The organism is Planomonospora sp. ID82291 (assembly GCF_015711645.1).
Classification (GTDB): domain Bacteria; phylum Actinomycetota; class Actinomycetes; order Streptosporangiales; family Streptosporangiaceae; genus Planomonospora.
The window spans coordinates 951,135-968,047 of sequence record NZ_JABTEX010000003.1; the positions used below are offsets into that span (position 1 = coordinate 951,135).

Below are 16,913 nucleotides of genomic sequence, written 5' to 3' on the forward strand. Positions count from 1 at the left end.
TGTGACGGAATCGCTGCCGTTTTCCGGCAGCGGAGCGACCGAAATGGCCCTAGAGTTCGCGCGTGTGAGTGAGAGTTCCAGCCTCCCCGTGCGCGGGCGCGCCGCCCGGCCCTCCGGCCGGCACCGCAGACCCGTGCCTTCCCAGCTCCCGCCCGAGGCCCCCGCGCTCGTGCTGGCCGTACCCGGCGACGCGTCCGGTGCCGCCGCCGAGCTCGCCGCCACCGTCCGGGTCGACAACCCGCAGATCGAGGTCCGCCTGGCCGGTCTCGGCGAGGACGGCAAGGAGCTGACCTCCGAACTGGAGGCCTCGGCCCGCTCCCGGCCCGAGGACGCCGTGGCCGCCATCGTGGTTCCGCTGCTGACCGGTCCGCACCCCTCCGCCGACCGGATGATCGCCGAGGCGGTGGCGGCGAGCGGGGCGACCGTGACGGTCACCGAGCACCTCGGCCCGCATCCGCTGCTCGCCGAGGCCCTGCACATCCGCCTCGCCGAGAAGGACCTCGCCAGGCCCGACCGGGTGCGGCTGCTCAACGTCTCCAGCCCGGTCGACGCGGTCGTCCTGGCCACGGTCGGCGGAGACCGGGGGGCGGTGGAGGCGCAGCCGACGGCCGTGCTGCTGGCCTCCCGGCTGACGCTCCCCGTGCTGGTCGCCTCCCTCGACGGCGCCCCCTCCGTCGCCGACGCGGCCGAACGGCTGCGCGGCATCGGCGCCGGGCGCATCGCCCTGTCCCCGTGCCTGATCGGTCCCGAGGCCGGCCCCGGCCTCGCGGACGCGGTGGCGCGGGACGCCGGGATCGAGTGCGCCGGCCCGCTGGGCGCGCACGGGCTCATCGCCGACCTGGCGGCCCGCGCCTACGGAAGCGTGCTCGCCGAGGCGTAGGACTCCCGGCTTCCGGACGGGACACGCAAGACATGCGCAGACAGGGACGGACACGCTCGGTCGATACCGGCCGGGCGTGTCCTGTCGTGATTCCTGCCATGATTCCCGCCATGACACGTGAACACCGCTACCGGCTCACCGTCACCTGGACCGGGAACCGCGGCGAGGGCACCGCGGGTTACCGCGGCTACGGCCGGGAGCACGAGGTCACCGCCGCGGGCAAGGAGCCGCTGGCCGGATCGTCCGACCCCGCCTTCCGGGGCGACCCGGCCCGCTGGAACCCCGAGGAACTGCTCGTCGCCTCGCTCTCCCAGTGCCACCTGCTCTGGTACCTGCACCTGTGCGCGACCGGCGGCGTCGTGGTGACCGGCTACGTGGACGAGCCGGAGGGCACCATGGCGGAGGACGGGAACGGCTCGGGACGGTTCACCGGGGTCGTGCTCCGGCCGACCGTGACCGTCGCCTCCCCCGCGATGGCGGCCGCGGCCGAACGCCTGCACGGCGAGGTGCACGCGTACTGCTTCATCGCCCGCTCGGTGAACTTCCCCGTCACCGCCGAACCCGTGATCAGGTTCTGAGCGCTCCCGGACCCGTCACGGGACGAGCGACCGGTAGAGCGCCATCGTCCGCTCGGCGATCCGGGCCCAGGAGAAGTGCTCCACGGCCCGGGCCCGCCCGGCCCGGCCCAGCTCGGCGGCGAGCGCCGGATCGGCCAGCAGCCGGTTGACCCGCTCGGCGAGGTCGGCGGCGAAGGCGGCCGGGTCGTCCGGGGTGCCGTCCGCGGCCGTCTGCGCGATCGGGACCAGCAGGCCGGTCGCGCCGTCGGCCACGACCTCGGGGATGCCGCCGGTGGCGGTGGCGACCACGGCGGTCTCGCACGCCATGGCCTCCAGGTTCACGATGCCCATGGGCTCGTAGACCGACGGGCAGACGAACACCGTGGCGTGGGTGAGGATCTGGATCACCTCGGGGCGCGGGAGCATCTCCGAGATCCAGACGACCCCGGCCCGGTCCCGCTCCAGCTCCCGCACCAGCCCGGTCACCTCGGCGGCGATCTCGGGCGTGTCGGGGGCGCCCGCGCAGAGCACCAGCTGGGCGTCGGGGTGCAGGTCCCGGGCCGCGTGCAGCAGATGGACCAGGCCCTTCTGCCGGGTGATCCGCCCGACGAACACGACGTACGGCCGGCCGGCGTCGATGCCGTGCCGCTTCAGCACGTCGGTGCCGGGGTCGGGGGCGTACTCGTCGGTGTCGATGCCGTTGTGGATCACCGAGACCCGCTCCGGGGCGATCTCCGGGTAGCAGGCGAGCACGTCCCGGCGCATGCCCTCCGAGACCGCGATGATCGCGTCGGCCGCGGCCAGCGACGTCCGCTCGGCCCACGACGAGAGGGTGTAGCCGCCGCCGAGCTGCTCGGCCTTCCAGGGGCGGAGCGGCTCCAGGCTGTGCGTGGTCGCCACGTGCGGCGTGCCGTACAGCATCTTGGCCACGTGACCGGCGAAGTTGGCGTACCACGTGTGGCTGTGCACGAGGTCGGCGCCCTCGCACCCCGCGGCCATCTCCAGATCCACCCCGAGCACCTGCAGCGCGGCGTTGGCCGCCGCCAGGCCGTCCGGGACCCGGTAGGCCTCGGTCCCGGGCTCGGAGCGCGGGGCCCCGAAGCAGCGGACGCGGGTGTCGGCCAGCGCTCTCAGCTCCCGGGCGAGGTACTCGACGTGCACTCCGGCACCGCCGTAGACCTCCGGCGGGTACTCACGGCTCAGCAGATCGACTCGTAGATCGAATCCCATGGTCACACCCTAGTGTTTCATCCCCCTTCGCCAGGTTAAGGTCCTGGTATGAGAGTCCTCGCGATCGTGCTCGCCGGCGGTGAAGGCAAGCGGCTCATGCCGTTGACGGCGGACCGGGCGAAACCGGCGGTGCCGTTCGGAGGGATCTACCGGCTGATCGACTTCGTGCTGTCGAATCTGGCCAACGGCCACTACCTGAAGATCGTCGTGCTGACGCAGTACAAGAACCACAGCCTCGACCGGCACATCTCCCGCACCTGGCGGCTCTCGGCGATGCTGGGCAACTACGTCACCCCGGTCCCGGCGCAGCAGCGGCTCGGGCCGCACTGGTTCTCCGGGTCGGCCGACGCGCTGTTCCAGAACCTGAACCTGATCTACGACGAGCTGCCCGAGCACGTCATCGTGTTCGGCGCCGACCACATCTACCGGATGGACCCCCGGCAGATGGTGGAGCAGCACATCGACTCCGGCGCCGAGGTGACCGTGGCGGCGATCCGGCAGCCCCTGTCGCTGGCCGACCAGTTCGGGGTGATCGAGACCGACCCCGCGGGGCGGCGGATCACCGCGTTCCGGGAGAAGCCCACGGACGCGGTGGGCCTGCCGGACGCGCCCGACCAGGTCTACGCCTCGATGGGCAACTACGTCTTCAGGACCCAGGCGATGATCGACGCGCTCCGCGAGGACGCGCTCGACCCCACCAGCAAGCACGACCTCGGCGGGAACATCATCCCGATGATGGTCAAGAGCGGCAGCGCCGAGGTCTACGACTTCGCCGACAACGTCGTGCCCGGTTCGACCGAGCGCGACCGGGGCTACTGGCGCGACGTGGGGACCCTGGACGCCTACTACGAGGCGCACATGGACCTCATCTCGGCGCACCCGGTCTTCAACCTCTACAACGACCGCTGGCCCATCTACACCGGCCACGACCCGCTCCCCCCGGCCAAGTTCGTGCTCAACGACGGCGACCGGGTCGGCCGGGCGATCGACTCGCTGGTCTCCTCGGGGGTGATCGTCTCGGGCGGCCTCGCCGAGCGGTCCATCCTCTCGCCCGGCGTGGTGCTGCACTCCCACTCCGTGGTCGAGGACTCCGTGCTGATGGGCAATGTGAAGATCGGCAGAGGTGCGATCGTGCGCAAGGCCATCATCGACAAGAACGTGGTCATTCCGGACGGCGCCCGGATCGGCTTCGACCTGGAGCACGACCGCTCCCGCTTCGCGGTCACCGACAGCGGCGTCGTGGTCATCGGCAAGAACGAGATCGTCGACCGGTAGGGCCCGCCCCGCGGGCCCCGGCCGTCCCCAATGCCCGGATCGGGGCTCCGGCTCCCCCAGGACGTCCTGGGGGAGCCGGAGCCCCGATCCGCCGCCGGATGCGGTGTCCGGCCGCCGTCCGGCGCACCGCCGGGTGACCCGCTACGGCCGGGCCGGCTCCCTCTTCTCCGGCAGACGCTCCAGGATCGCCTGGAACATGGCGGCGTTGGACCTGGCCAGCGCGTCGACCCGACCGCTCAGCTCGTCGACCCTGCCGCCCAGCTCCTCGATCCGACCGCTCAGGCGCTTGTCGAGCTCCTCGACCCGGCCGCTCAGCTCGTCGACCCGACCGCTCAGACGCTTGTCGAGCTCCTCGATCCGACCGCTCAGGCGCTTGTCGAGCTCCTCGACCCGGCCGCTCAGGCGCTTGTCGAGATCGCAGAACTGACCGAACAGCAGGTCGAAGCGACGCTCCACCCGGTCCATCCGGCCGATCGCCGCGCCGACCTGCTCGCTCAAGATCTTGACGTCGTCCCTGGTCCGTTCGACCGTCTGCTCGACACCGGCGAGCCGGTGGTGCATCTCCTCGATCATGCCGTAGGCGGGGTCCACCGCCTGGTGGGCGTGCTGCAGCGACCGCTGCCTGCACCTCATGCCGAATTCCGTGATGTCCCGCTCCAAGTGGGTGACCCGTTCCTCGATCGTGGGCGTCGTGGTCATGGGGAAGTCCTCCGCGCGTGATTCCGCAGCGTAGCCGAAGCCCGCCGACGAGGCCGGGGGATGGAGAGGCCTCGCGGGAAGCAGTTTTGGAGATCTCCGGGTGCGTTCACCGGAAAACGCCGAAACTGAAATACCTCAGTTCGAACAATCGAATGAGGTTGATCCGTCCGCGTTTGAACAAAGCCCCACCCGGAGAAAAGAATCCCCCACTTTCCTTGAGCAGGTAACCGGAAATAATCTCTTTCGCGAGGGAAGGTGCGTTTCCCCCGGAACCGGCCGTCACCGGCCCCAGGTGAAGCGGGGCGGGCGCCGCTCCAGGAAGGCCGCGACCCCCTCGGACCGCTCGTCCCGGGAGGCCTGCTGCCACGCGCGGAAACCGTCCTCCCCCGTCCTGCCGTCCACGATCTCCTTGCTCGCCGCCAGCGTGAGCTGCGACCGCCCGGCCATCGTGCGGGCCAGGCCGTACACCCGGCCGGCCAGTTCCCCGGCCGGCAGGACCTCGTCGACCAGGCCGATGCGCAGCGCCCGGTCGGCGTCGACCAGGTCGGCGGTGTAGAGCAGCGCCTTGGCCGCGGAGGGCCCGACGTGGTCGACCAGGCGGCGGGTGGAGGAGAGCGGGTAGACGATGCCGAGCCTGGCCGGGGTGATCCCGAAGCGGGCGTCGCCGGCGGCGAGGCGCAGGTCGCAGGCGAGCGCGAGCTGGCAGCCGCCGCCCACGCAGAAGCCCTCGATCATCGCGATCACCGGCTTGGGGAAGCGGGTCAGCGCCCGCTCGGCGGTGACGGTCAGGCCGGTGTCGTCGCCGTCCTCGGAGAGCCGCGCGATCTCGGAGATGTCCGCGCCGGAGCAGAAGGTCCCGCCCGCCCCGGTGAGCACGAGCACCCGCACCCCCGGGTCCGCCGCGAGCCGCTCCAGGATGCCGGGCAGCGCCCGCCACATGTCGGCGCTCATCGCGTTGCGCTTGTCCGGGCGGTCGATCCGGAGCGTGGCGACGTGCTCGGCGGGATCGCCGACCGTCAGCCGGAAGCCGTTGCAGATCTGCACGGGGTAGATTCTCCCGGGAGCTTCGTGCGATCATGCGGCCGGTCCCCTCTCCCCCGCCGGACGCCCGAGTCTGTGAGGCCGAATGTTCGGGATCATCCGCCCCTGCGGCGAGCACGCCTGCCCGTCGCTGCGCCGCGCGTGGGCGGCCCACCTGTGCGGGCTCTGCCTGACCCTGCGCGACGGGCAGGGCCAGGCGGCGCGGCTGGCCGCCAACTACGACGGCCTGATCGTCTCGGTGCTCGCCGAGGCGCAGCTGCCGGCCGCCTCCCCGCACCGGACGGCGGGCCCGTGCGCGCTGCGCGGGTTCCGGTCCGCCGACGTGGTGGACGCCCGGGCGCGGGGGGCCCGGCTGGCGGCCTCGGTCTCGCTCGTGCTGGCCGCGGGCAGGATCCGCGACCACGTCGCCGACGGCGACTCCGCCTCCGCCACGGCGCCGGTCCGCGGCCTGCTCGCCGCCCGCTGGGCCGCGGCCGGGGCAAGGATCGGGGCCGGGGTCGGGTTCGACACCGCCGTCCTGGACTCCGCCGTGGGGCGGCAGCTCGCGCTGGAGCGCCGGGCGGCGGTCCCGGCCGGCGGCGCGGCCGGGACGCCGGGCGTCTCCCTGCTCGACCTGACCGGTCCCGCCGAGGAGGCGGTGGCCGCCGCCTTCGCGCACACGGCGGTGCTCGCGGGCAGACCGGGCAACGCCGAGGCGCTGGCCGAGGCGGGCAGGTTCTTCGGCAGGATCGCCCACCTGCTCGACGCGGTGGAGGACCGCGAGGAGGACGACGCGCGGGGGGCCTTCAACCCGCTGACCGCCACCGGAACCTCCCGCGAGGAGGCCCGGCGGCTCTGCGACGACGCCGCCCGCGGTCTCGCCCTGGCCCTGGCCGAGACGGAGCTGGAGGACCGGCACCTGGCCGAGGTGCTGCTCGGCGCCGAGGTCCGGCGGGCGGTGGACCGGGCGTTCGGCGCCGGCGCGCCCTCGGCCTCCTACGAACGGCCGGGGATCGTGCGCAAGTCCGCCGCGGGGGTCGCGACCTTCCTCACCTGCGGGATGTGGCGGCCCCGGTGGAGCAGGAAGCGGGGCCGCCCGTGCGACGAGCGCTGCCACCTGCGCGAGTGCGACTGCTGCAGCTGCTGCGACTGCTGCGACTGCAGCTGACGGATCGCGGGTGCCGGGAGCGCTCCCGGCGGAGGACGGAGGGACCGAATGCGGCTGAACCGCCCCCTGCGGCGGCTGAACCCGGCCGAGCGGCGGCTCTGGGACGCCTACCCCACGGGCTCCTGGGTGGACCTGCGCTCCGGCGACCCGCAGGCCGACGACCCCGCGGGCGGGGAGTCCTGGGGCCCGGAGCGGACGATCCGGGCGGAGGTCGTGGCGGCGCTGCTGCGCGGCGCGCGGGAGGCGGAGCCGGGCACGACCCCCGGTCTCCGGCTGGCCGGAGCGCGGATCACCGGGAGCCTGGACCTGTCGGACGCCGCCGTCGGGGCCAAGCTCCACCTGCTCAACTGCCACCTGTCCGGAACGGTCGACCTCACCGACGCCAGCACCCGGGGGCTGCGCTTCCGCGGCTGTGAGATGCGCCGGGTCCGGGCGGCGCGCAGCACCGTCGACGGGCTGCTGGAGTTCGACGGCTCCACCCTGCGCGGCGGCCTGCGGCTGGACAACGCCCACGTCACCGGCCAGCTCCGGCTCTCCAAGACGCACCTGGCCGCCGCCACCGAGGACGAGGAGCCCGCGGACGCGTTCCTGGAGGACGTCAGGAGGCCGTTCAGCGAGGCCGAGCGGAGGGAGCGCGGCCTGGACCGGCACCACTGGGCGATGTGGGCGGGCGGGCTGGTGGTGGACGGCGGCGCGTTCCTGAGGGGCCTGCGGGCCACCGGAGGGCTCCGGATGACCGGGGCGAGGTTCCTCGGCGGCCTCTACCTGCAGGGCGCCTCGATCACCGCCGTCGGATCGCACGCCGTCCACGCCGACTTCCTGGAGGCCGGGGCCGCCGAGTTCAGCGCCGGGTTCCGCGCGACGGGCACCGTACGGCTGCGCGGCGCGCGGATCAACGGCGTGCTCTCGTTCGACGGGGCGGCGCTCAGGGCTCCTGACCGGTCCCTGCACCTGAGCCATCTGCAGGTCGACGAGCTGATCCTCACCCCGTCCGAGGCCGAGGGCGAGGTCAACCTCGGCTACTCGCGGATCGGCGTGCTGCTGGACCGGCCCGGCGCCTACCCCGGCCGGGTCCAGCTGAACGGGCTGACCTACGAGGCGCTGCGCGGCGCGTGGACCGTCGCCGAGCGGCTCTCGTGGGCCGGCCGGGACCCGGACGGCTACCGGCCGCAGCCGTACGAGCAGCTCGCCGCCTGGTACCGGCGGATCGGCCACGAACCGGACGCCCGCCGGGTGCTGCTGGCCAAGCAGCGCGAGCACCGCGGCACGCTCCGGTCCACCGGCCGCTTCTGGGGCCGCCTGCTCGACGTCGCCGTCGGGTACGGCTACCGCCCCTGGCTGGCCGGGCTCTGGGCGGCGGTGCTGCTGGTCGCGGGGACCGCGGTCTTCTCGGCGGTGCCGCCGGTGAAGATCGACCCGGAGCACGTGCGGCACTTCAACGCCTTCGTCTACACGCTGGACCTGCTGGTCCCGGTGAGCGTCTTCGAGCAGCGCGGGGCCTGGGAGCCGGTCGGCTGGACCCGGTGGCTGGCCTGGACGCTGGTGGCCTCCGGGTGGGTGCTGGCCACCGCCCTGATCGCGGGAGCCGCCCGGGTGCTCCGGCCGCCGAACAGCTCCTAGCCGCGGCCGGGGCCGGCCTCCCGGCGGGCCGGCGGCCGAGGACGCCCCGGTGGCGGGAGCGGCCGGTGACCTCCTAGGCGGGGGTCTCGAGCCGGAACCGGGGCAGCGCCTCGGGGTACTTCTCCCGGACGAAGGCCACCAGGTGCTCGCGCATGTCGCACTTGAGGTCCCAGGCGCTGGCGGAGTCGGCGGCGCTCATCAGCGCGCGCAGCTCCACCAGGCCGTTGGGCAGGACGTCGGTGACCTGGAGCGTCCAGTCCTTCTGGTCCCACAGCGGGTGGGCGCGCAGCGCGTGGTAGAGCTCGGTGCGCAGCTCGTCCACCGGGACGGACCAGTCGACCCGGAAGGTCACGTGGCCGATCACCCGGCTGCCGTGCCGGGTCCAGTTCTCGAACGGGGTGGTGGTGAAGTAGGAGACGGGCAGGACCAGTCGGCGCTCGTCCCACAGGCGCAGGACCACGTAGGTGAGGGTCAGCTCCTCGATCCGGCCCCACTCGTCCTCCACCACGACCACGTCGTCCAGCCGGATCGCGTCGCTGAACGCGAGCTGCAGTCCCGCGAGCAGGTTCCCGAGCGTCGACTGGGCGGCGATGCCCGCGACCACGCCCGCGATCCCGGCGGAGGCGAGCAGACCGGCGCCGAGCGCGCGGACCTGGGGGAAGGTGAAGAGCATCGCCCCCAGCGCGACCACGATGACCACCGCAGAGGCGACCCGGCGGACCAGCGCGATCTGGGTGCGGATGCGCCGGGCCCGCAGGTTGCGCTCGCCCTCCACCCGGATCAGCCGGTCGAGCACGACGTCGGTCACCGCGTAGGCGGCCTGGATGACCAGCCAGGTGACGGAGCCGATCATGGCCAGGCTGAGCAGCCGCTGGATGTTCTGGTTGGCCTCGCCGTCGGCCATGGCGCCCGGTTCGTAGACCGTGTAGGCGGCGACCACGGCGGCCGTGGCGAACGCGGGCCAGGTGCAGCGCCGCACCAGCGGCCCGGCGAGGACCCACTTCTCCCCGATCAACCGCGAGCGCAGCACCCGCCTCACCACCTCCACGGCCGCGACCGCGGCCAGTACGGCGACCAGCATGATGATCCAGTCCGTCACGGACGGCGTCCCCCCTCGTCGTCTTTACCGGCGGGAGGGTTCCCCTAGATTCGGCGCATAATCAGAAGTCCTCGTCGAATGCGACATCTCCCCCGACGGCCACCTGGTAGGCGGAGACCCGCCGCTCGAAGAAGTTCGCCAGTTCCTGCACGTCCTGCAGCTCCATGAAGGCGAACGGGTTGGCGGTGCCGTACCGGGCGGGCAGGCCGAGGCGGGCCAGGCGGCGGTCGGCGACGTACTCCAGGTACCCCCGCATCGCCTCGACGCCCATCCCGGACAGGCCGTCGCCGCACAGGTCGGCGGCGAAGGCCAGCTCGGCCGCGACCGCCTCCTCGATCATCCGGACCACCTGCGCGCCGAGCTCGTCGTCGAAGAGGTCGGGCTCCTCGGCGCGTACGGTGTCCACCACGCTGAAGGCGAACTCCATGTGCATGGACTCGTCGCGGAACACCCAGTTCGTCCCGGTGGCCAGGCCGCCGAGCAGGCCGCGGGAGCGGAACCAGTAGACGTAGGCGAAGGCGCCGTAGAAGAACAGGCCCTCGATGCACGCGGCGAAGCAGATCAGGTTGAGCAGGAAGGCGCGGCGGTCCTGTCTCGTCTCCAGCCGGTCCAGCGCGCCGAGCGAGTCGATCCAGCGGAAGCAGAACGCGGCCTTGTCCCGGATGGACGGGATGTGCTCGACCGCGGCGAAGGCCTTGGCCCGCTCGTCGTGGTCGGGCAGGTAGGTGTCGAGCAGCGTCAGGTAGAACTGGACGTGCACGGCCTCCTCGTACAGCTGGCGGCTGAGGTAGAGCCGGGCCTCGGGGGCGTTGACGTGCCGGTAGAGGTTGAGGACCAGGTTGTTGGCCACGATCGAGTCGCCGGTGGCGAAGAACGCCACGAGCCGGTTGATCAGGTGGCGCTCCCGGTCCGTCATCTTCGCCAGGTCGGCGAGGTCGGAGTGCAGGTCCACCTCCTCCACCGTCCAGGTGTTGCGGATGGCGGCCCGGTAGCGCTCGTAGAAGTCCGGGTAGCGCATGGGCCGCAGGGTCAGGTCCATGCCGGGGTCGAGCAGCATGCTGGAGGTCTCCGTGTCGTCGTCGGGTCGTGCGTGCGGTCGTCGGGTGACGCCGGGCCGCGTCAGGGCGCGGCGGGCCGCCCCGCCGGCCGCCGGGCGGGGCGGTCGGAGGTCGGCGGTCGGCGGTCGGCGGTCGGCGGTCGGCGGTCGGCGGTCGAGGGCGTGGCACCCGGGGGCGCGGTGCGGGGGCGGCCTACTGGCAGGCCTCGCACACCTCGGGGTTCTCCAGGGAGCACGCGACGGCCTCGACGCCGGCGGGCGCGGGCGTGCCGCCGGCGGACGCGGGCGTTCCCGGGAGGGCGGCCACGGTGGTCTGGGCGATCCGCGTCGCGGGGCGCGAGCGCAGGTAGTAGGTGGTCTTCAGGCCCGCCTTCCACGCGTAGGCGTACATCGAGGAGAGCTTGCCGATGGTCGGGGTCGCCATGAACAGGTTCAGCGACTGCGACTGGTCGACGTACGGCGTGCGCGCGGCGGCCAGGTCGATCAGCGCCTTCTGCGGCAGCTCCCAGGCGGTCCGGTACAGGACCTTGAGGTCGGCGGGGATCTCCGGGACGTCCTGCACCGAGCCGTCGGCCCGCTTGATCGCGTCCCGGATCCGCTCGTTCCACAGCCCGCGCGCCTGCAGGTCGCGCACCAGGTAGCGGTTGACCTGGAGGAACTCCCCCGACAGGGTCTCGCGCTTGAAGACGTTGGAGACCTGCGGCTCGATGCACTCGTAGCAGCCGGCGATGGAGGCGATCGTGGCGGTCGGCGCGATCGCGATCAGCAGGGAGTTGCGCAGGCCGGTCCGCGCGATCCGCTCCCGCAGCGCGGCCCACTCCGGCGAGCGCGCGGCGGACCGGGAGGCACCGGGACCGCCACCGGGACCGTCGCCGCGGCCGTCGCCGTAGTGGTCGGGGTGGAGCACCCCGCCGGCGGCGCGGGTCTCGCCGTAGGAGGGGTGCCGGCCCCGCTCGGCGGCCAGGTCCGCGGAGGTGCCGTAGGCGGCGAGCGCGATCTCCTCGGCGATCCGGGTGGACAGCTCCAGCGCCTCGGGCGAGTCGAACGGCAGGCGCAGCGCGAAGAACACGTCGGCCAGGCCCATCACGCCCAGCCCGATCGGCCGCCACCGGCGGTTGGCGGCCTCGGCCTCGGGCGTCGGATGGAAGCCCAGGTCGATGGTGCGGTCCAGGAACCGCACGGCGGTGCGGACGGTACGGCGCAGCCGCGCCCAGTCGATCCCGTCCCCGGCCAGGTGGGCGGCGAGGTTGACCGAGCCGAGGTTGCAGACGGCCGTCTCGGCGTCGCCGGTGACCTCCAGGATCTCGGTGCAGAGGTTGGACAGGTGGATGACGTTCTCCGGGCGGGCGGTCTGGTTGGAGGTCCGGTTGGCCGCGTCCTTGAAGGTCATCCAGCCGTTGCCGGTCTGGGCCAGGGTCCGCATCATCCGGCCGTAGAGGGTCCGGGCGGGGATCCGCCGCACGGCCAGCCCGGCCTCCTCGGCGGCCCGGTAGGCGGCCTCGAAGGCGGAGCCGTACAGGTCGGTGAGGTGCGGGACGTCCTTGGGGTCGAACAGCGACCACTCCGCGTCCGCCTCGACGCGGCGCATGAACTCGTCCGGCACCCAGTTGGCCAGGTTGAGGTTGTGGGTGCGGCGGGCGTCCTCGCCGGTGTTGTCGCGCAGCTCCAGGAACTCCTCGACGTCGGCGTGCCAGGTCTCCAGGTAGACGCAGGCCGCGCCCTTGCGCCGGCCGCCCTGGTTGACCGCGGCGACGCTGGCGTCCAGCGTGCGCAGCCAGGGCACGATGCCGTTGGAGTGGCCGTTGGTGCCCCGGATCAGCGAGCCCCGCGAGCGCACCCGGGTCCAGGCGATGCCGATCCCCCCGGCGTACTTCGACAGGCGCGCGACCTGCCCGTAGCGCTCGTAGATGGCCTCCAGCTCGTCGCGCGGCGAGTCGAGCAGGAAGCACGACGAGAGCTGCGGGCGGCGGGTGCCGGAGTTGAACAGGGTGGGCGAGCTCGGCAGGTAGGACAGCGTGGTCATGAGGTCGTACAGCTCGGCGGCCTCGGCCACCGTCTCCGACAGGCCGCAGGCCACCCGGAGGAAGAAGTGCTGCGGGCGTTCCAGGACCCTGCGGGTCTCCGGGTGGCGCAGCAGGTAGCGGTCGTAGACCGTGCGCAGGCCGAAGTACTCGAACCGGGTCTCCTGGCGGACCAGCGCGTCCAGCTCCGCCGCGTGGGCCGCGACGAACTCCGCGAGCCGGTCGGCGACCAGCCCGGCCGCGTGGGTGGCGGCGACGGACTCGGAGAAGGTCCGCACGCCGTGCCCGGCGGCCTCGTCGGCGATCAGCCCGTCCAGCAGCCCGGCGGCGGTCCTGGAGTTCTCCGGGTCGGTGATCACCCGGGCGGCGGCCTCCTCGATGGCCAGCCGGCGGGCGTCCGGGTCCCCGCCCGCCCCCGGCACGGCGCCGGACCCCGCGGCACCCACCGCCCGGTTCTCCGTGCCGCTCTTCCTGCCGTTCTCCGTGCCGTTCTCCGTGCCGTCCGCTGCCTGTGCCATGGTCGGTGCTGTCACGTGCCACCCCTCGCGCGCCGGATTCCCCGTGGTGTACGGCTCTCGCGGGACGGGCGCGCGTCGGAGGGCGGATCCCGGCCGGAGATGGGCATGCGGAGACCGCCTCGTCCGCGGGCCCTCCCTCGAGGCCCTGGACTGCGTGCGTGGCCGGGGCGCCTGCGCCGGGCGGTCCGGAGCGCCCGCGGGCGTCCCGGAGCCCGGTCCGGCTCCCCTTCCACACGTCGCCGGCAGGTCTTCGGACTCACGGGCGTGGTCGTGCGCCTCCTACTGGCCGTCGCTTCCCAGGTCTCCCCAGTGCCTCTGACGGCGGTCGTTCCCGTTCACCGCTGCGGGGCAGTCCCGGAATCGCACCGGGTTCCCTCTCTCCTCGCCCCGCCAGGGGCGAACCAGCAACGAGGAGGATCCTACATCTAGGGCCGGATCGCGCAACCGACCCTACAATTTGTGTCGGACGAGCCCAGCAGGCCGAGTTCGTAGAGCACGCCCCGGGTCCGCTCGGTCTCGGTGGCGAGCCACTGCCGGAAGTCGTCACCCCTCAGGTACACGCGCTCCCAGCCCTCCTGCGCGCACAGCTCCCGCCAGTGCGCGGAGGAGTCGATCCGGTCGCAGAGCCCGACGGCGGCCGCGCGGTCCTCGGCGCCCATCCCCGCGGGACCGAGCAGCCCGCGCCAGTCGGCGTACTCCAGGCGGATCTCCAGCTCCATGAGCGTCGGCGCCTCGATCCCCTCGATCCGGTCGCGGGAGGAGACCGCCAGCGCGCGCAGGCGGCCCTCGGCGAACCCGGCGGCCAGGGCGCGGACCGGGAGCAGGACCGCGGCGGCCGATCCGCCGCCGAGCGCCTCGACCGCCTGGTCGGCCCCGGCGTACCCGGCGTAGTCGAGGAGGCGGGCGTCCACGCCGAGGCACTTGCCGATCATGCCGTAGAGGACGTGGTCCGGGCCGCCCACCGACCGACCGCCGACCACCAGGCCGGCGGGGTTCCGCCGGAGCCCGGCGGCGAAGTCCTCGAAGGAGCGCAGGCGCGAGTCCGCGGAGACGGCCAGCGCCGTCCACTCGCCGACCAGGCGGGCCAGCGGGGTGGCGGACTCGGCCAGGGGGACGGCGCCGGACGTCTCCGCCCCGGCGACCATCGGCATCCCGGTCACCAGCAGCCCGCCCCGCCGGGCGAACGGCGCACCGGATCCCCGCGACGCGGCGAGGGCGGCGAGGGCGGCGGCCCCCGCCCCGCCCGGATGGTTGTCCACCTCGACCGTCCGGGCCAGCCCGTCGCCGGCCAGCACCGCCGCCAGCGCCCGCGCCACCCGGTCGGCCTCGCGCCCGCGCGCCGCGGGCGCGATGACGGACAGCCTCTCCATCGCCGGCGGCCCGGCTCCGTCCGTCGTCCCGCATCCCGTCGCGGCGACCACGACTCCCGCGGTGATCCAGAAAAATCGCCTACGGTGCATCGGTGCCCCTTTCCCAGGGTGCCCTCGGCACTCTAGGTTACCGCATCATCACTTTCCGCCACAGAACAGGGCGTAGCGGACACCGCGCGCCGGTCACTCCACCGTGACGCTCTTGGCCAGGTTCCGGGGCTTGTCCACGTCCCGCCCCAGGGCGACGGCGGCATGGTAGGCGAAGAGCTGGAGCGGGATGCCCAGCAGGATCGGGTCCAGCTCGACCTCGTTCCTGGGCACGACCAGGCAGTCGTCGGCCAGCTTGGGGTCGGCGACGCGGTGGCCGACCATCAGCACCCGCCCGCCGCGCGCCCGGATCTCCCCCAGCGTGGTGAGGTTCTTGTCCAGCAGCTCGTCGTCGGGGACGATCGCCACGGTCGGCATGTCCGGGCCGATCAGCGCCAGCGGGCCGTGCTTGAGCTCGCTGGCCGGGTAGGCCTCGGCGTGCACGTAGGAGATCTCCTTGAGCTTCTGCGCGCCCTCGCGCGCCACCGGGTAGCCCCGGACGCGGCCGACGAACATGATGCTCGGCGAGCCGGCGTACTTCTCGGCCAGCTCCTTGACCCGCGGCTCCAGGGCCAGGATCTCCTTGATCTGGTCGGGCAGCCGGCGCAGCCCCTCGCAGATCCGGCGGCCGTCGGCCGGCGACAGGTCGCGCACCCGGCCCAGGTGCAGGGCGAGCAGCGCGAAGGCCACGGCGGTCGAGGTGAACGCCTTGGTGCTGGCGACGGAGACCTCGGGCCCGGCGTGCAGGTAGACGCCGCCGTCGCACTCGCGGGCGATGGCGCTGCCGACGGTGTTGACGATGCCGAGCACCCGGCCGCCCTTGCGCTTGAGCTCCTGGACGGCCGCGAGGGTGTCGTAGGTCTCCCCCGACTGGCTGATCGCCACGTACAGGGTGTCGGCCTCCACGACCGGGTTGCGGTAGCGGAACTCGCTGGCCGGCTCGGCGTCGGCCGGGATGCGGGCCAGCTCCTCGATGAGCTGCGCGCCGATCTGGCCGGAGTAGTAGGCCGAGCCGCAGCCGATGATCTTCACGCGGCGGAAGGAGCGGGTCTCCCGCGCGTCCATGTTGAGGCCGCCCAGGTGGGCGACGTTGAAGCGCTCGTCCAGGCGTCCGCGCAGCGTGCGGGCGACGGTGTCGGGCTGCTCGGAGATCTCCTTGAGCAGGTAGTGCTCGTAGCCGCCGGTGTCGTAGTGCGCGGCCTCCCAGTCGACGGTCAGCGGCTCCTTGGCGGTCTCCCGCGCGTCGCTGGCGAAGGTGGTGAACCCGTCGGCCCGCAGCACCGCGAGCTCGCCGTCCTCCAGGTGCACCACCTGGCGGGTGTAGCGGACCAGCGCGGCCACGTCGGAGGCGGCGAACATCTCCTTCTCGCCGATGCCCAGCACGATCGGGCTGCCGTTGCGGGCCACGACCACCTCGCCGGGGCGCTCGGCGTCGAGCACCGCGATGCCGTAGGTGCCGACGACCCGCTTGAGCGCCAGGCGGACGGCCTCCTCCAGCGAGTCGGTCTCCTTGACCGTCCGGGCGATCAGGTGCGTCAGCACCTCGGTGTCGGTCTCGGACAGGAAGACCGCCCCGTCGGCCTCCAGCTTGGCCCGCAGCTCGTCGGCGTTCTCGATGATGCCGTTGTGCACCACCGCGATGCGCTCGTCGTTCGACAGGTGCGGGTGGGCGTTGACGTCGCTGGGCACGCCGTGGGTGGCCCAGCGGGTGTGACCGATGCCGACGGTCCCCTTGAACCGCGCGGGCACGGCCGCGGCCAGGTCCGCCACCCGGCCCTTGACCTTGCGCATCTTCAGGCCCTTGTTGGAGACCACCACGCCGGCCGAGTCGTAACCCCGGTACTCCAGGCGCTGCAGGCCCTCCAGCAGGATCGGCGCCGCGTCCTTGGGGCCGACGTAGGCCACGATTCCACACATGATCATCACCCTTTCACTGAGACGTCAACGACTTCTGCACGGCGCTATCCGTAGACGATCCGCCGCAACTGGCGCAGGGAGAGCCCGGGGGGCGCGACCCGGCGGGCCGCCAGCTCCGCGGCGATCCGGGGGAAGATCGCATCGTTGACCAGCCCCTTCGCCTTGAGCTCGGCGTGCCGCCGCCGGACGTACTCCTCGGTCTCCTCCGAGAAGTACGCCAGCACGTCCGCCACCACCCGCGCCGCCTCCCCCGGCCCGAGCGCGCTCGTCCGGGTCAGATGAGCGATCAGCTCCTCGTGCGGATGCCATGCCGTGGACACAGATCAGGACGATATGCAGGGAGAACACGATTCGCCAACTTTCCTGCCCGGAATCGGGCAGGAAATCATCGATTT

Annotated in this window: 14 protein-coding genes and 1 riboswitch; of the genes, 5 read left to right on the forward strand and 9 right to left on the reverse strand. The window is 73.0% G+C overall.

Annotated elements, in window-relative coordinates:
• Nucleotides 1-133 precede the first annotated feature (133 nt).
• Together HS045_RS23460 and HS045_RS23465 are read left to right on the forward strand one after the other, a co-directional pair.
• On the forward strand, nucleotides 134-880 hold the full coding sequence (locus HS045_RS23460) for a hypothetical protein (RefSeq protein ID WP_307827662.1): 747 nt from the start codon (nucleotides 134-136) through the stop codon (nucleotides 878-880).
• Between the two features lie 110 nt (nucleotides 881-990).
• Nucleotides 991-1,458 carry an OsmC family protein gene (locus HS045_RS23465; protein WP_196453551.1) on the forward strand — a complete coding sequence of 156 codons (468 nt, stop codon included), beginning with the start codon at nucleotides 991-993 and terminating at the stop codon, nucleotides 1,456-1,458.
• 15 nt (nucleotides 1,459-1,473) lie between these two features.
• Here the strand turns inward: HS045_RS23465 and glgA are convergent, their stop codons facing one another.
• A complete protein-coding gene (glgA, locus tag HS045_RS23470) occupies nucleotides 1,474-2,667 on the reverse strand; it encodes a glycogen synthase (protein ID WP_196453552.1) in 1,194 nt (397 codons plus the stop codon).
• A 48-nt stretch (nucleotides 2,668-2,715) separates the two neighbouring features.
• Between glgA and glgC the strand changes: the two genes are divergently transcribed.
• The gene (glgC, locus tag HS045_RS23475; RefSeq protein WP_196453553.1) at nucleotides 2,716-3,942 is read left to right on the forward strand and encodes a glucose-1-phosphate adenylyltransferase; all 1,227 of its coding nucleotides are present in this window, start codon (nucleotides 2,716-2,718) and stop codon (nucleotides 3,940-3,942) included.
• 141 nt (nucleotides 3,943-4,083) lie between these two features.
• Here glgC and HS045_RS23480 read toward each other — a convergent pair whose 3' ends face one another.
• Nucleotides 4,084-4,641 (reverse strand): hypothetical protein, encoded by a 558-nt coding sequence (locus HS045_RS23480; RefSeq protein ID WP_196453554.1) that lies wholly within the window; start codon nucleotides 4,639-4,641, stop codon nucleotides 4,084-4,086.
• A gap of 279 nt (nucleotides 4,642-4,920) precedes the next feature.
• Nucleotides 4,921-5,685, reverse strand: a complete 765-nt coding sequence (locus HS045_RS23485; RefSeq protein WP_307827663.1) for an enoyl-CoA hydratase-related protein — start codon at nucleotides 5,683-5,685, stop codon at nucleotides 4,921-4,923.
• Between the two features lie 82 nt (nucleotides 5,686-5,767).
• On the opposite strand from HS045_RS23485, the gene HS045_RS23490 reads away from it, so the two are divergent.
• Nucleotides 5,768-6,829 (forward strand): DUF5685 family protein, encoded by a 1,062-nt coding sequence (locus HS045_RS23490; protein WP_196453555.1) that lies wholly within the window; start codon nucleotides 5,768-5,770, stop codon nucleotides 6,827-6,829.
• Nucleotides 6,830-6,877: 48 nt separating this feature from the next.
• Nucleotides 6,878-8,449, forward strand: coding sequence for a pentapeptide repeat-containing protein (locus HS045_RS23495; RefSeq protein ID WP_196453556.1), 1,572 nt, complete (start codon nucleotides 6,878-6,880; stop codon nucleotides 8,447-8,449).
• A 73-nt stretch (nucleotides 8,450-8,522) separates the two neighbouring features.
• On the opposite strand, the gene HS045_RS23500 is transcribed toward HS045_RS23495, so the two are convergent.
• From HS045_RS23500 to HS045_RS23525, 6 genes are all read right to left on the reverse strand, one after another.
• A complete protein-coding gene (locus HS045_RS23500) occupies nucleotides 8,523-9,548 on the reverse strand; it encodes a mechanosensitive ion channel family protein (RefSeq protein WP_196453557.1) in 1,026 nt (341 codons plus the stop codon).
• Nucleotides 9,549-9,609: 61 nt separating this feature from the next.
• The gene (locus HS045_RS23505) at nucleotides 9,610-10,605 is read right to left on the reverse strand and encodes a ribonucleotide-diphosphate reductase subunit beta (RefSeq protein WP_196453558.1); all 996 of its coding nucleotides are present in this window, start codon (nucleotides 10,603-10,605) and stop codon (nucleotides 9,610-9,612) included.
• 193 nt (nucleotides 10,606-10,798) lie between these two features.
• Entirely contained in the window at nucleotides 10,799-13,144 is a 2,346-nt protein-coding gene (locus HS045_RS23510) for a ribonucleoside-diphosphate reductase subunit alpha (RefSeq protein ID WP_196453559.1), read from the reverse strand.
• A gap of 223 nt (nucleotides 13,145-13,367) precedes the next feature.
• Nucleotides 13,368-13,565, reverse strand: a riboswitch (cobalamin riboswitch).
• A gap of 4 nt (nucleotides 13,566-13,569) precedes the next feature.
• Nucleotides 13,570-14,514 carry a tripartite tricarboxylate transporter substrate binding protein gene (locus tag HS045_RS23515; protein ID WP_196453560.1) on the reverse strand — a complete coding sequence of 315 codons (945 nt, stop codon included), beginning with the start codon at nucleotides 14,512-14,514 and terminating at the stop codon, nucleotides 13,570-13,572.
• 183 nt (nucleotides 14,515-14,697) lie between these two features.
• Complete coding sequence (gene glmS, locus HS045_RS23520; protein ID WP_196453561.1) at nucleotides 14,698-16,518, reverse strand: glutamine--fructose-6-phosphate transaminase (isomerizing); 1,821 nt, start codon at nucleotides 16,516-16,518, stop codon at nucleotides 14,698-14,700.
• 44 nt (nucleotides 16,519-16,562) lie between these two features.
• A complete protein-coding gene (locus HS045_RS23525; protein ID WP_196453562.1) occupies nucleotides 16,563-16,838 on the reverse strand; it encodes a hypothetical protein in 276 nt (91 codons plus the stop codon).
• Nucleotides 16,839-16,913 lie beyond the last annotated feature (75 nt).

Bases quoted from the DNA above. Each gene is read 5' to 3' on its own strand.
- HS045_RS23465 (WP_196453551.1), top strand. From the start codon at position 991: ATGACACGTGAACACCGCTACCGGCTCACCGTCACCTGGACCGGGAAC.
- glgA (WP_196453552.1), bottom strand. From the start codon at position 2,667: ATGGGATTCGATCTACGAGTCGATCTGCTGAGCCGTGAGTACCCGCCG.
- glgC (WP_196453553.1), top strand. From the start codon at position 2,716: ATGAGAGTCCTCGCGATCGTGCTCGCCGGCGGTGAAGGCAAGCGGCTC.
- HS045_RS23480 (WP_196453554.1), bottom strand. From the start codon at position 4,641: ATGACCACGACGCCCACGATCGAGGAACGGGTCACCCACTTGGAGCGG.
- HS045_RS23490 (WP_196453555.1), top strand. From the start codon at position 5,768: ATGTTCGGGATCATCCGCCCCTGCGGCGAGCACGCCTGCCCGTCGCTG.
- HS045_RS23495 (WP_196453556.1), top strand. From the start codon at position 6,878: ATGCGGCTGAACCGCCCCCTGCGGCGGCTGAACCCGGCCGAGCGGCGG.
- HS045_RS23505 (WP_196453558.1), bottom strand. From the start codon at position 10,605: ATGCTGCTCGACCCCGGCATGGACCTGACCCTGCGGCCCATGCGCTAC.
- HS045_RS23510 (WP_196453559.1), bottom strand. From the start codon at position 13,144: ATGGCACAGGCAGCGGACGGCACGGAGAACGGCACGGAGAACGGCAGG.
- HS045_RS23515 (WP_196453560.1), bottom strand. From the start codon at position 14,514: ATGGAGAGGCTGTCCGTCATCGCGCCCGCGGCGCGCGGGCGCGAGGCC.
- glmS (WP_196453561.1), bottom strand. From the start codon at position 16,518: ATGTGTGGAATCGTGGCCTACGTCGGCCCCAAGGACGCGGCGCCGATC.